The organism is Paenibacillus sp. P2(2022), assembly GCF_029522175.1.
Taxonomy (GTDB): Bacteria; Bacillota; Bacilli; order Paenibacillales; family Paenibacillaceae; genus Paenibacillus; species Paenibacillus polymyxa.
This window is the reverse complement of the sequence record NZ_JAKWFI010000001.1, coordinates 1,107,228-1,119,941: the sequence shown is the minus strand read 5'-3', so window position 1 is coordinate 1,119,941 and position 12,714 is coordinate 1,107,228. Positions and strand designations below refer to the sequence as shown.

13 protein-coding genes are annotated in these 12,714 nt (G+C 47.2%); 5 read left to right on the top strand and 8 right to left on the bottom strand.

The window, feature by feature from the left end:
* Positions 1–52: 52 nt before the first annotated feature.
* Positions 53–949, bottom strand: a complete 897-nt coding sequence (locus MMB75_RS04880) for a LysR family transcriptional regulator (RefSeq protein WP_029514445.1) — start codon at positions 947–949, stop codon at positions 53–55.
* A 115-nt stretch (positions 950–1,064) separates the two neighbouring features.
* On the opposite strand from MMB75_RS04880, the gene MMB75_RS04875 reads away from it, so the two are divergent.
* Positions 1,065–2,381, top strand: coding sequence for an amino acid permease (locus MMB75_RS04875; RefSeq protein ID WP_025365076.1), 1,317 nt, complete (start codon positions 1,065–1,067; stop codon positions 2,379–2,381).
* 20 nt (positions 2,382–2,401) lie between these two features.
* On the opposite strand, the gene MMB75_RS04870 is transcribed toward MMB75_RS04875, so the two are convergent.
* From MMB75_RS04870 to MMB75_RS04850, 5 genes are all read right to left on the bottom strand, one after another.
* The gene (locus MMB75_RS04870; RefSeq protein WP_013371555.1) at positions 2,402–3,358 is read right to left on the bottom strand and encodes an aromatic acid exporter family protein; all 957 of its coding nucleotides are present in this window, start codon (positions 3,356–3,358) and stop codon (positions 2,402–2,404) included.
* Between the two features lie 117 nt (positions 3,359–3,475).
* Positions 3,476–4,309, bottom strand: coding sequence for an ABC transporter permease (locus MMB75_RS04865; protein ID WP_016822103.1), 834 nt, complete (start codon positions 4,307–4,309; stop codon positions 3,476–3,478).
* A gap of 8 nt (positions 4,310–4,317) precedes the next feature.
* On the bottom strand, positions 4,318–5,130 hold the full coding sequence (locus tag MMB75_RS04860; RefSeq protein ID WP_016822104.1) for an ABC transporter ATP-binding protein: 813 nt from the start codon (positions 5,128–5,130) through the stop codon (positions 4,318–4,320).
* Positions 5,127–6,215: an ABC transporter substrate-binding protein gene (locus tag MMB75_RS04855; protein ID WP_017427607.1), complete on the bottom strand. Its 1,089-nt coding sequence runs from the start codon at positions 6,213–6,215 to the stop codon at positions 5,127–5,129. Before MMB75_RS04855 ends, MMB75_RS04860 begins: the two co-directional genes overlap by 4 nt.
* A 143-nt stretch (positions 6,216–6,358) precedes the next feature.
* Positions 6,359–7,876, bottom strand: coding sequence for a carboxypeptidase M32 (locus MMB75_RS04850; protein ID WP_017427606.1), 1,518 nt, complete (start codon positions 7,874–7,876; stop codon positions 6,359–6,361).
* A gap of 173 nt (positions 7,877–8,049) precedes the next feature.
* Here MMB75_RS04850 and MMB75_RS04845 point away from each other — a divergent pair, with 173 nt between their 5' ends.
* The 4 genes from MMB75_RS04845 (at position 8,050) to MMB75_RS04830 (ending at position 10,320) form a co-directional block, all read left to right on the top strand.
* The gene (locus tag MMB75_RS04845; RefSeq protein WP_016822107.1) at positions 8,050–8,613 is read left to right on the top strand and encodes a beta-class carbonic anhydrase; all 564 of its coding nucleotides are present in this window, start codon (positions 8,050–8,052) and stop codon (positions 8,611–8,613) included.
* 242 nt (positions 8,614–8,855) lie between these two features.
* Positions 8,856–9,422, top strand: a complete 567-nt coding sequence (locus MMB75_RS04840; RefSeq protein WP_016822108.1) for a PadR family transcriptional regulator — start codon at positions 8,856–8,858, stop codon at positions 9,420–9,422.
* A 160-nt stretch (positions 9,423–9,582) separates the two neighbouring features.
* The gene (locus MMB75_RS04835) at positions 9,583–10,038 is read left to right on the top strand and encodes a hypothetical protein (RefSeq protein ID WP_016822109.1); all 456 of its coding nucleotides are present in this window, start codon (positions 9,583–9,585) and stop codon (positions 10,036–10,038) included.
* Between the two features lie 3 nt (positions 10,039–10,041).
* Positions 10,042–10,320, top strand: a complete 279-nt coding sequence (locus MMB75_RS04830; RefSeq protein ID WP_016822110.1) for a YxcD family protein — start codon at positions 10,042–10,044, stop codon at positions 10,318–10,320.
* A 95-nt stretch (positions 10,321–10,415) separates the two neighbouring features.
* Here the strand turns inward: MMB75_RS04830 and MMB75_RS04825 are convergent, their stop codons facing one another.
* Positions 10,416–11,285 carry an STM4011 family radical SAM protein gene (locus MMB75_RS04825; RefSeq protein ID WP_016822111.1) on the bottom strand — a complete coding sequence of 290 codons (870 nt, stop codon included), beginning with the start codon at positions 11,283–11,285 and terminating at the stop codon, positions 10,416–10,418.
* A complete protein-coding gene (locus MMB75_RS04820; RefSeq protein WP_016822112.1) occupies positions 11,282–12,709 on the bottom strand; it encodes an STM4012 family radical SAM protein in 1,428 nt (475 codons plus the stop codon). The genes MMB75_RS04825 and MMB75_RS04820 overlap by 4 nt, the downstream gene beginning before the upstream one ends.
* Positions 12,710–12,714: the final 5 nt, after the last annotated feature.

The following is a 12,714-nucleotide window of genomic DNA, read 5'->3' as shown; positions in this document are numbered from 1 at the left end:
GCGAAAAGGAAAAAATATTATTTGTATAAGCATATGCCGCCATGGCTTGAACTCATGCACGCCAATGTGTTACATGCTGCTCAACGATCTGTAAAAATTCGCTGAGAGCTGGCGATTTCCACTTTTTCGTGTGATAAGCGACCTGAGTAGCCACCTGCTGTTCACTGTCATCCCAGGCTAGACGCGCCATTTTCCCTTCTCGCAACTCATTTTGTACCGTGACTAGCGGAAGCAGCGCAATACCCAGTCCAGCCATGACGCATTGCTTGATGGCTTCAATGCTCCAAAATTCTAGACTAGGGTCTGCAAAAATACCGTGTTTGTTCAAATACTGCTCAAAAAGGATTCGGTACGTACATCCAGCCTCCGTATGCAAAATAGTTTCGTCCTTCAAGTCGGCAGGCTCTACCTGTGCACAGGCAACCAGTGAATGCTTCAGTGGCGCAACCAGCGCCATCGGCTCATGAATAAGCGTGGTGATATTCAGTTCTCTATCCTCCGTCTCAGGTTGAAGCAAAAAAGCCAAATCCAGTTCACCGGAACGGATCAAATCACGTAATTCCCAGCATTCGCCGGGCTTAAGTACAATTTTGACCTTTGGGTACCGCTCTCTGTACTCACGGATCAAACTCGGCAAACGAAAAGCAGCCAGAGACTCTGGTGCTCCTATTTTTAGCGTCCCTGTTAATTCTGTTTCTGAACGAAGCGCATCCTTAGCCATAGCATGCATCTTGGAAATTTCCTGCGCATAGGGCAGCAGGCGTCGCCCGGCATCGGTCAGCATGATTTTCTTGCCAATGCGATCAAACAGCGGCGTACCCAATTCCGTCTCCAGTGTTTGAATTTGAGCAGTAATACTTGACTGCGCATAATCCAGTATACGCGCTGCTCGCGTAAAACTGCCTGCCTCCACCACATTTAAAAAAGTAAACAAATGCCGCGATTCCATAATTCGCTCCTTCAATCGATTTTTCCGATGCAAGCAATCGTAATATTCCGTTTTTCCGATAGATTGATTATCTGATAAGCTGGAGAAAATAACAAGAGAAAGAAGGCTTTTCTGCATGACGAATGAAAATAAACTTCAATCCACTATTGGTCTTCCACAGGCCATTGCGCTCTATATCGGAGCTGTGCTAGGTTCGGGGGTATTGATTGTGCCTGGCCTTGCCGCCCAAATGGCGGGCCCAGCATCGTTGCTGGCATGGGGATTCATGACCCTGCTTATTCTCCCAATGGCGCTTTCCATGGGGCTTCTATCTGCGAAATTTCCAAATGCCGGAGGGGTATCGCATTTTGTGACGTTGGCCTTTTCCCCACGTGCCGGTGCTTATATCGGGTGGTTTTTTCTCATGTCGGTTCCAATTGGGGCGCCTGTTGCCGCACTTACCGGAGCCGGCTATATGACCACAGCTATGGGCTGGGGAGAGGAAAGCCGCATACTGTTGGCCGCTGCTATGCTGGCGGTGGGCCTGACTATCAACTGGATCGGTATGAAGGTTGCCGGACGTATTCAGATTGCCGTCGTTATAGCCATCGTTGCCGTCCTGATATTCGCTATTGCCGCAGCACTCCCTCAGATGAAAACTGTTCACTTTACGCCGTTTGTTCCACATGGCTGGCTTTCTGTCGGCCAAGCAGCTGCGATTCTGTTCTGGTGCTTTATCGGCTGGGAGGCCGTGTCTCATATGTCAGAGGAATTTACCAATCCCGAGCGGTCTGCCGTTAAAGGTGTGACCATTGCAGCTGTCATTGTTGGTTTGCTTTATTTCCTTACTGCGCTTGCTACAGTGGGCACACAAAGTTACCTTGCAGGGGATTCGGATGCTTCGCTCGTATGGGTGATTAGTCGGGCTATCGGTCCATGGGGTGCGATCATTGCGGGCTTGACGGGTATCTTTATTTGTACCGCTACTATTATTGCTTACGTGGGTGCCGCTTCACGAGTCGCTTATGCTTTATCCCGGCAAGGACAGGCCTTTCGCTGGATGGGCATGTTATCCCAACGTTTTCATACCCCCATCGGAGGCATTGCTTTTCTTAGTGCCTGCTTCGTGATCATTATGGTGTTGTACGGTAGTGGTGCTGTTTCACTCACCAACCTGATCCAATTCCCGAACGCTACCTTCATTCTGACCTATCTAGGGGGTTGTGCAGCAGGAATAAAGCTTCTACGCGGAAGTCGTTGGGGAGTTTCCATTAGTTGGATTTCCTTCATCTCCACGGCAGTTGTTTTCCCCTTTGTTGGGTGGGCTATGCTTTACCCTTGCCTGATCACCGCTGTCTTATGGATCACAGATCGAATTCGGCATAAACGAACTTTCACTCACCCAGGTTCTGCCATTACCGATCAAGAAAAGGCTACTGTCCGTCATGGATAGTAGCCGCTCAGGTCCTTACTCTAATTTTTCACTGGAGTAGGGGCCTTGTCCTTTTTAGCGATTTTCAAATACTGATGAAGCTCATGTGTAAGCTGCAATAATGCCGAACGAATCTCAAATTCCTCCCGAGTTGCGGGAAGCTCCATGGCTTTAAATTCTTCACGAACCTGCTCCAACAGCTTCTCGGTCTGCCCCGTATAATGTCCAGCCAAAACGTCGTTGCTAAGCTGGTCGAACAGCTCGGCCAGAAGCTTGGCCTGCGGCATGTGCTGATACATTTGTGCGATCAACTGCATCATGTTTTGAATCGAATCCAGCTGTTCTTTGCGCATATAAAAATACACATTCCAGCCCTCTTGGGGACGAAGCATTTGATTCTCCAATGAACGCCCCGCCTCAGTGACCCCTTTGGTGATCACGCTGTCCGCTTCAATAACTTCCTTGCCATCCCATATGTATGCCGGACTACGCAGCGTGTTGGCCATATTTCTGAAAATAACAGAAAATGTCCGATCCACCTCCTGCCGGATTTGTTGCATTGTATTATCAGAACGCGGCATATAAGCTAAATTGACAACCATCGCAGAACCCAGTCCAATCACCAGCAGAGCCAGCTGGGTCAGCAGCACCTCCATATCAATCACACCGCCGCTGAATACTCGGAAAACTACGACTGAACCCGTGACAATGCCTTCCTTAAAGCCTACCCGTACAATGACCGGAAACGCCGTTAAAATATATAATGCAAGTACCCAATCATGGAATCCGAATACCACAAACAAAACACAAGCAAAAAGAAGTCCCACGACGGATGCAAAAAATCTAGCCGAAATGGTACGGAGACTTCTCTTGCGTGTGACATCCACCCCCAAAATTGCTAAAAGCCCTGCCGAGGTGGCTCCGTGAATGCCTACTCCCTCTGCAATAAGTACGGCCATTAATGCGGCAATAGCCGTTTTAATCGTACGAAAGCCCATGAAAAAATTCTGTCCTCTCTAGATGAAATCTGTTTTCTCATTTTCATAAATATTAAGTATTTCATTTTCATGGTACTTTATTTTCACGTTTTACACAAATATTCAGAAATTTAATAATTACCGATGAGGGCGACCCGAAAGCAGGCGGTGCTCCACATACACGACTGCCTGATACATCAGTGTAGCTACGACAGCAATGATCAACAAACTGGACATGACCAGCGTGAAATTGAATACCTGAAAACCATAAATAATCAAATAGCCTAAGCCATTTTTAGCCACCAAAAATTCACCCACAATCACGCCAACCCACGCCATGCCGACATTCACTTTTAGCGTAGAGACAATTGCGGGAAAGGATGCGGGCAAAATTACCTTTTGAAACGTATCACGACGTGATCCCCCAAACGTGCGAACCACTTTGATCAAATTCGAATCGACTTCCTGAAAGCTGTTGTACACCACAAGTGTCGTAATGATAACCGTAATGGAGAGGGTCGTCATCAGAATCGCGGTAAAACCTGCCCCAAACATGACGATAAAAATCGGGCCCAGCGCTACCTTGGGCATACTGTTAAACACGACCATATACGGGTCAAGCACCCTCGACAAAAACGGCGACCACCAAATAAGTACCGCCAGCAGTGTACCGAGCAGTGTGCCAAGCAAAAAACCTGCCATTGTTTCTCCAACAGTGACACCTACATGCCCCCATAATTCACCGCTGACCGCATCCTTGCCAATCTGTGTGAGAATTTTGCTAGGGTAGCTAAACAACAGTACATCAATCCACTTCAAACGACCTGCAATTTCCCACAATACAAATAAAAGCAGCAAAATAGCTGTCTGCACACCTGTTACTAACCACTTTTGCAAACGCCTGTTACGCAAATACGTCTGATGCAGTCCTTGAATCCATCGTTGCTCAAGCTGATCAGCTTCGTTCTTCATACGTTAACTCACTCCTTTGCTCCCGAAGCCTCCAGTTCCCCCCATATTTCATGAAAAAGCTCATTAAAGCCCGGCTGCTCGCGTGCATAAAAAGGCTGGGCTTCCCGGATGGAATCCGGAATTTCAAAGGTACGCCGAATATGACCAGGATTTCGCCCCATCACTATAACCCGGTCGCTGACTGCAATCGCCTCGGCCAAATCGTGCGTGACTAAAATCGCCGTTTTCTCTCGCTCCCGCAAGGTTTGCACAACAAGGTCCTCCAGCTGTAGCTTGGTTTGATAATCCAGCGCGGAGAACGGCTCATCCAGCAGCAGCAGTCCCGGATTAGTCGCCAGCGTCCGTACCAGCGCCACACGCTGGCGCATTCCTCCAGACAACTGGGATGGATGCAAATGCTCCTTTCCTCCCAGACCCATGCCTTCCAGCAATAACCGTGTCCGCTCACGCGCAGCTTCATCTACTCTGTTGCTTAGTTCCAGACCTAACAATGCGTTATCCATGATCGTCCGCCACGGGAAGAGATAATCCTGCTGCAACATGTAACCGACCTCAGGGCTCGGGCCACTTACCGGCTGACCTTGCAGCATAACTTGACCTGCCGCTGGACGCAGCAGCCCGGCGATCATAGACAGGATCGTCGTTTTGCCACAGCCGCTTGGACCGACTAAACTGACAAACTCCCCTGTATTTACGGAAAAATCGATATTCTCAACCGCAAGTGAAGCTTCCCGATCTGTTACATACACATGGGTCACTTGCTCCATTCTCACCATCGGGATCGTCACATCCGCAGTGAGACCACTCTGTTCTTCCATCATGGTGAACCTCCAGCATCGACAGCTGTATCCGTAGCTTCAGTTGCGCTCTTTTTCACATCTGTCTCAGTATTCCCGATAGAGTTGGAGGAGATCGCCTGTTTTGCAAAGCTTGAGTTGACCAGCTTATCTAGTGCAACAGGGCTTTTCAGCTCACCTGCCGAGGCCATGACATCCTGTAAATTCTTCCATTCCTTTTCCTCAATCATCGGGTTCATAGCATAGGTACTCTGTTCCTTGTAGCGCTTGATACTACTCGTCAAAACAGCTAATTCTGTATCTTTAAAATAAGGCGTAATTGCTTCGGCGATCTGTTCAGGTGAATGCGCAGCAATCCACTGTTGTGCCCGATATATGGCATTTGTAAATTTCTGAGCGGCCTCGCTATTGGTGCTTAGATAGCTTTGCTTCGCCATATATACCGTATATGGCAACTCGCCACTCTCTACGCCGATGGAGGCAACCACCCTCCCCCGACCTTCCTTTTCAAAAATAGATGCCTGTGGCTCAAACAGCTGTACGTAATCCCCTGTACCTGAGCCAAAAGCAGAGGCGACATTGGCAAAATCAATATTTTGAATCAGCTTCAGATCCTTATGAGGATCAATGCCGTGTTTGCGAAGCGTAAATTCAAGTGACATTTGTGGCATTCCGCCCTTGCGTTGTCCCAAAAAATTTTGTTGTTTCAGCTTTTCCCAGTCAAAGCTATCCTGCGTCTGCCGTGCAAACAAAAAGGTTCCGTCCTTCTGTGTCAGCTGGGCGAAATTAATGATAGGGTCCTCTGCTCCTTGCTGATACACATAAATAGATGTTTCTGCGCCGATCAGCGCGATATCTGCCTGATTGGACAACAACGCCGTCATCGCCTTGTCTCCCCCAGGGATCGTAGCCAGCTGAACATCCAGTCCCTCCTGAGCAAACATCCCCTGGCTCAAGGCTACATACTGCGGCGCATAAAAGACCGTACGGGCTACCTCGCCAAGTCTGATCTCAATCGTTTGTTCCCCTTTGGGGGCACACCCACTGAGCAACAGTAATCCGAGTAGTGCCGCAGCCACCACTGCTTTGAAACGAGTGCCGTTTTTCATCCTTGTTCCCTCCCCACCTTTTTGCATCGTTGACTTCATATATTGTTATGCGGCTGTCGATATAATGGTTAATCGCACACAAAAACCCCGCATTTGCCTAAGAACGCGGGGTTTTTGTGTGTGATTATATAACAACTTCTAAATCACAGCTTGTATATGGATGTATATTTCTCTTCCAGATAGTCGGCGAGATAATCGGGATTCAGATCCTCACCTGTAATGGCTACAATCAACTCAGACGGCGTCCGACTCTTGCCGTAACGGTAAATCCGTTCAGTCAGCCATTGCTTAATCGGCTCCAGCTCACCAGCAGCAATCAGCTCATCCAGGTTCGGCAGCTCTTTGCGCAGAGTCGCCAAAATTTGCGCTGCATACATATTGCCAAGCGAGTACGAAGCAAAATAGCCAAAGTCACCACCGGACCAGTGAACGTCTTGAAGTACGCCCAGCCCATCGCTCGGGGGAAGAAGTCCCAGGTATTCTTTATATTTTGCATTCCATACCTCAGGGAGACGCTTTACATCCAGCTTTTCATTAAACAGCATTTTCTCAATTTCATAGCGGACAATAATATGTAAATTATATGTCAGCTCATCTGCTTCAATACGAATCAATGAATTTTCCACGCGGTTGACTGCCCGGTAAAATTGCTCAGCCGTGACCTTCGCCAAACGATCAGGAAAATGCTTTTGCAGATCATCGTAATACCGATCCCAGAAAGCACGACTGCGTCCGATTTTATTTTCCCACAAGCGGGACTGGGATTCATGTATCCCCATAGAGGTTCCTCCGGACAGTAGTGATCCTGCTAGCTCAGGGGCAATATTTTGTTCGTACAGTGCATGCCCTCCTTCATGCAGGGAGCTGAAAATAGCACTGGTTACATCATCTTGCAAATAATGTGTTGTTATACGCACATCACCTGGATTTAACCCTGTCGCAAATGGATGCACACTCTCATCCAAACGACCTGCGTCAAAGTCATAACCCATCTGACCTAAAATGAACAGACTGAACTTTTCCTGCTGCTTTACATCAAATACACCGTCTAAAAAGCTTTTATCCGGCTGATTGGGTGAAGCCTGAATTTTAGACAATAGGGGTACAAGGCGCTTTTTGAGACGATCAAAGACCGCATCCAGCTTTTCAACCGTCATCCCTGGCTCATATTGATCCAAAAGTGTGTCGTACTCTGTATCCTTAACCCCCCAGTAACCGATAAACTCGCGCTTCATGTCTACGATTTTAGACAAGTACGGTTCGAATCCGGCAAAGTCGCTATGTTCCTTTGCTTCCTCCCACTTGCTTTCCGCCTGAGCCGCTAAAATGCTATACTCCCGGTAGCGGTCTGCCGGAACCGAACGATTTAGGTCATAATTTTTGCGACATTCCTCTACCAGTCTGCGATCATTGTCTTCCAGTTGCTCCAGCTTGTCTTTTGCGGCAAAAAATTGCAGCAACTGCCCCATTTCATCCGAGATCATCAGCTTGAACATTTCCGTGGACAGCATGCCCAACGTCTCCGACCGGATGTCAACGCCCTTACGTGGAGCGCCTGTCCGTAAATCCCAGTGCAGCAAGCCGACTGCTTCGCCGTAACCACTGATTTTGTGTGCAATTTCCTTTAAAGCCGTCCATTGATCCAATGTTTGTTGCTCCATAATTAGAGACACCTCTTTAACTTAAAATGGTTAAAATTTTTAGATACCTATACTTGATGATAATTATATTAAAAAGTATAATCAACACACAACATGTACGACCAGCTCCTAATACCTGGATCAAACGTTGGGCGGTACATATTAAACTTTATTAGAATCTGGAGGGAACAATCGTGGATCACATCCAAGAAATTTTAGAGTACAATCGTGTTTTCGTAGAAAACAAAGAATACGAGGCCTATAGAACAGGCAAGTTCCCTAATAAAAAAATGGTTATCATAACCTGTATGGATACGCGGCTAACGGAGTTGCTCCCCAAAGCCATGAACCTGCGTAACGGTGATGTCAAAATCATCAAAAATGCGGGTGCAATTATTTCACAGCCTTTTGGAAGCGTAATGCGCAGTGTGCTAGTCGCTCTATACGAGCTGGGAGCAGACGAAGTGCTCGTTGTAGGTCATTATGAATGCGGCATGGCTGCATTAAACGCTGATCACATGGTTAATGAAATGCTTGATCGCGGAATTTCGCAGGAAGTGCTGAGTACATTGGAGAATTCAGGTATTAAGCTGAATAAATGGTTAAAAGGTTTTGACAACATTGAAGAAGGGGTACAGACTACAGTGAAGCTTATTAAAAACCATCCCCTTCTCCCTCCGAATACGCCCGTTCATGGCATGGTAATACATCCAGATACAGGAGCGTTAACACTTGTTGTTGATGGGAATAACCAGTAAACACTATATCTAGTTACCGGGGTAGTTCAGGCGCGTACATACGTGCTTAAACTACCCTGTTTCTATGAAAAAAAGCACATATACATACAGAATGCCCCCAGCTAATTTTGGCTAACCTGTGAACGACCAGTGTGAAAGTTGTCAAACCATACAGTTTCAGTGTACACTTTTTATGAAGCCGCAGATGATCTGCCGCAGAGCTGTTACAACCGTCACTAAGATGGATGAAGGAGATAAGATATATGAATTTACTATCGTATGGTCTGTTGGGGCTACTCGCCAGAGAGGAATCCTCCGGCTATGATCTGATGCTGCGTATACAGCCTTTTTGGCAGGCCAAGCACAGTCAGATCTATCCGCTACTGGCCCGTATGGAGAGCAAGGAACTGCTAGCCTCCCGATGGATTCAGCAATCCGACAAGCCTGATAAAAAAATGTATACCATTACCGACAAGGGAATCCATATGCTTCAGCAATGGTCTCAGGAAACGTTAGCTGCTCCGGTTACACGGGACGAATTAAGCCTTCGATTATTCTGTCTCTGGTTGACGGACAAGACGAGTGCCAATCGTATGCTGGAAGAACGTAAACGTTATTTTATTCAGAAAATCCAGCATCTAGAGGATATACTGAACGACATTCCCGCAGAAAATTTACACTTTGGCAGTAAGAATTTCGGTGACTATATTTTAGTGCAAAAAGGGCTTTTAAATGCTAGAGCAGGCCTGGAATGGTGCCAAATGGTGCTGCGCATGCTGCTTGCCGGTGATGTCAGAGCAGACACGAATCCGTTTTTACTTAAACCCTAAAGCTGAACGTTTTTATCAATCCGTGTATGGGATTTATGTACGTTATCGTTTAATTTTTTAAAAATTAAAATTCTTTGAAACCCTTTTCCATGCTATATCGTATTACGGGTAAGCGGTTGTTTGACCTATAACACAAATTACTAAGGGGGATTATATTTACATGAAAAAGACATTCACTTTGAAAAATATGATGATGCTGATGATGGCTTTCACCCTACTCATTGCTATGATCGCACCATCTACAGCTGATGCAAGGCGTGGTGGCGGATTTAAATCCGGACCAAAATCATACCAATCTACACCAAGCAAAGCGAATGACAGCAGCGGCATCAATAAGTCTGATAGTGGAACTAAATCTAGTGCTACTACGGGCAACACAAGCAGAACCGGTGGGTTCCTTGGTGGCGGTGGTGGGTTCCTCAAAGGTATGATGCTGGGCGGCTTGGCAGGTATGCTCTTTGGCGGATTGTTCGGCAACATGGGTGCATTGGGTAGCTTGCTTGGTCTGGTCGTTAACGTTCTAGCTATTTATGTTCTGATTATGGTTGGTGTAGGTATCTACCGAGCTATCAAAAATCGCCGTAGACCAGATGATTCTCGTGGAGGACGTTACTAAGTTATGATTTTAAGCATGGATGAGATTGTCAATGCCATTTGCCTGCATATGGCTGAACGCAAGGGCGTACAACCAACCGATGTGGTTGTGGAGCTAAGCTGGGATGAAGATACAGGCTATACAGCCGAAGTTCATGTCCAGGGACGCAGTCAATATCTAGTGGAAGCTAATATGATAGAAGCGATTCTGAGATATCTTCATTCCGAATACAATATTCGTGCCTATCGCGAGCAGGTCAGATTGGATCTGGATGAAGAAATTACTGCTATTGTCCAAATTTAATTAAATTGCATAGGCAATCGTACAAACTTATTTCCAAACAGAAGAACCGCTCTTTGCCTGATGGCAAGGGCGGTTCTTTTTTTTCTCTTTTTTGTCTAATGGATCATCATGGTTGTATGCGGCACCCTTTCGAGCAAGCCGTTACCGTACATTTCCCGAAATGGCTGCTCTTCCATATGGATATAACCGATATAACAACCGCATTCTTTCATCCGGCACGGACGCTGGGCGCTCAGCCCCTCCAGACCGTCTCTGTACAGGTGTCCAATCACACGGCGATCCTGATAGCAGTGTTTTACTCGTCCGTCACCTTGGACGTAAAATACATCTTCTCCCGCGCGACATGCTCGCCCCTGGCTACTATAATCCTTTAAATTCCATTGGAAATAGGGATCTATCGCAGTTAATTCGGCAACCTCAGCATCCGTATAATAATGGGGGCGGTCCTTGTAGGCGTTGACCCACATATATACTTCTTTTGGAAGTTGCGCCCGCAAAGAACGAATAGCCGGGAACGCCTGTCTCAATCCAACTGTACCGACACTATAGGAAATGCCAAGTTCATATAGCTTCATAGCCTGCGATATAAAAGCTTGCTCTTTGGTTTCTCCAGGATGATATGTAGCCCACAGCGCAGCTGTCTCTGGATTTAGTTCTTTTGTCCAATCCAGCTTAGCCGAAAGGTTCGTCTGTACGGCCACTTTTTCCACATGCGCCATATGGGAGAACTCAATCATGGTCTTACGATACCAGTAATGAATCAAGGCTTCTCCATATGGATTAAAAAAAATGGAGAGCTGGTGCCCCAAAGCGCCCTGCTCTCGTACCCAATCAGCAAAACGTTCCAACTGCGCCCGATCCTTGTTCAACGTTTCCCGACTATCGACGTTTTTACTGAATGGGCAGTAAGGGCAAGCATAGTTGCATGAGGTCAGCGAACCACGATAATATAAGGTCGCTCTCATGCGCCTACATATCCTTCCATACGCTCACGTACTGATGTGGAAATCATCCAGTCCCCAATCGCATCGGAATAGGCCATTCCTTCCTCCGTAAGTCGAAGCGTGCCCTCCTCGACCACAGCCATACCCGATTCTAGCAGCAGTGACATTCCTGTAAAATCGTCTTCCAGGGATACACCGAAGCGCTCTGCATAGGCGCATAGTTCCAATCCTTCCCGATGAAGAAGTGCCTTCAGGATAAAGCGCCGCTTACGCTCATCCGCATTTAAAATAAAGCCGTAGTCAGCCAGATCATGACGCTCCGCCGCCACATAATCCGCGATAATACTACGTGTGGCTGCTGTACTGACACCATACCGGCTGGCATAGTGTACATCGCGTGTATAAGAGCGTGCTCCGCACCCCAATCCAGCCATGCCCTCCTCCTGGCAACTGTAGGGCAAAAGCTCTTTGCTGGATGTACCCTCATTTTTAGCAAAACGGCGCATGGAATATTGTACATATCCTGCCTGTTTGAGCCGTTCACGCGCTACTTCATACAAGCTAAGGCGAATATCGTGATCCAGTCCGGTATAGCCGGGCTTTAAAATCGTATTTTCACGAATATATAACGGGTAAAGAAAGATCTCTCCTGGCGAATAAGACAGAGCTTCCTCCAGAGAATACAGCCAGGTTTCCACCGTTTGACCAGGCAGACCATAGATCAGATCCACGTTGAGCAAAGGAAAATTGTATTCTACCAGCCGCTCAAGTGCTTCTCTAACAAGCTTTGGCTTCTGAGGTCGGTATATGGCGGCACTTTCTGATTCCACAAAGCTCTGGATTCCCATGCTGACACGATCTGTACCGCGGCGCTTGAGCACTTCCAGCCTATCCTCAGTTACAGTGTCTGGAGAGGTTTCAACTGAAATAGAAGCTCGCTTGGGGTCCAATCCCATAATATTTTCCGCAATGTCAAATAAACGCCCCACCAAAGGAGCCTCCAATAAGGTCGGTGTACCACCGCCAATCGCAAAACGCGAAAAAGGCCGACCCCCCATAATTGGAGCCCATTGCCGAGCTTGTCTTTCTAGCGCATCCACATACTCCTTATGCACATCCTGACGCTTGTCTGGCAAAGTGAACAGGTTACAAAATCCACAGCGAGCTGCGCAAAACGGTATATGCATATACAAAAAATAGCTTTCCAACTCTTCTTTCTCCCACAATTCCTGCAATGGGAGCGGTGTATCGAACGAACGATAGGCCGTTTTATGCGGGTAAGAATACAGATAGGAGCGATAGGGAGCTTCTCGGATCGTACGTGCCCATTCTACAGGAGTATCCGGCCACTGAAATCTAGACGTTACTAAATTAGTGTCCATTCCCGGAGAAGTCTGGGTTGCTGGGCCCATTGGATGCAGGTGATTCAGATTCATGGCTTTCATTTCTG

Excerpts from the sequence above, each read along its gene's own strand:
- MMB75_RS04840 (WP_016822108.1), top strand. The coding sequence starts at position 8,856 with ATGAATTTACTATCGTATGGTCTGTTGGGGCTACTCGCCAGAGAGGAA.
- MMB75_RS04880 (WP_029514445.1), bottom strand. The coding sequence starts at position 949 with ATGGAATCGCGGCATTTGTTTACTTTTTTAAATGTGGTGGAGGCAGGC.
- MMB75_RS04875 (WP_025365076.1), top strand. The coding sequence starts at position 1,065 with ATGACGAATGAAAATAAACTTCAATCCACTATTGGTCTTCCACAGGCC.
- MMB75_RS04825 (WP_016822111.1), bottom strand. The coding sequence starts at position 11,285 with ATGAGAGCGACCTTATATTATCGTGGTTCGCTGACCTCATGCAACTAT.
- MMB75_RS04855 (WP_017427607.1), bottom strand. The coding sequence starts at position 6,215 with ATGAAAAACGGCACTCGTTTCAAAGCAGTGGTGGCTGCGGCACTACTC.
- MMB75_RS04850 (WP_017427606.1), bottom strand. The coding sequence starts at position 7,876 with ATGGAGCAACAAACATTGGATCAATGGACGGCTTTAAAGGAAATTGCA.
- MMB75_RS04865 (WP_016822103.1), bottom strand. The coding sequence starts at position 4,309 with ATGAAGAACGAAGCTGATCAGCTTGAGCAACGATGGATTCAAGGACTG.
- MMB75_RS04820 (WP_016822112.1), bottom strand. The coding sequence starts at position 12,709 with ATGAAAGCCATGAATCTGAATCACCTGCATCCAATGGGCCCAGCAACC.
- MMB75_RS04830 (WP_016822110.1), top strand. The coding sequence starts at position 10,042 with ATGATTTTAAGCATGGATGAGATTGTCAATGCCATTTGCCTGCATATG.
- MMB75_RS04860 (WP_016822104.1), bottom strand. The coding sequence starts at position 5,130 with ATGATGGAAGAACAGAGTGGTCTCACTGCGGATGTGACGATCCCGATG.
- MMB75_RS04870 (WP_013371555.1), bottom strand. The coding sequence starts at position 3,358 with ATGGGCTTTCGTACGATTAAAACGGCTATTGCCGCATTAATGGCCGTA.
- MMB75_RS04835 (WP_016822109.1), top strand. The coding sequence starts at position 9,583 with ATGAAAAAGACATTCACTTTGAAAAATATGATGATGCTGATGATGGCT.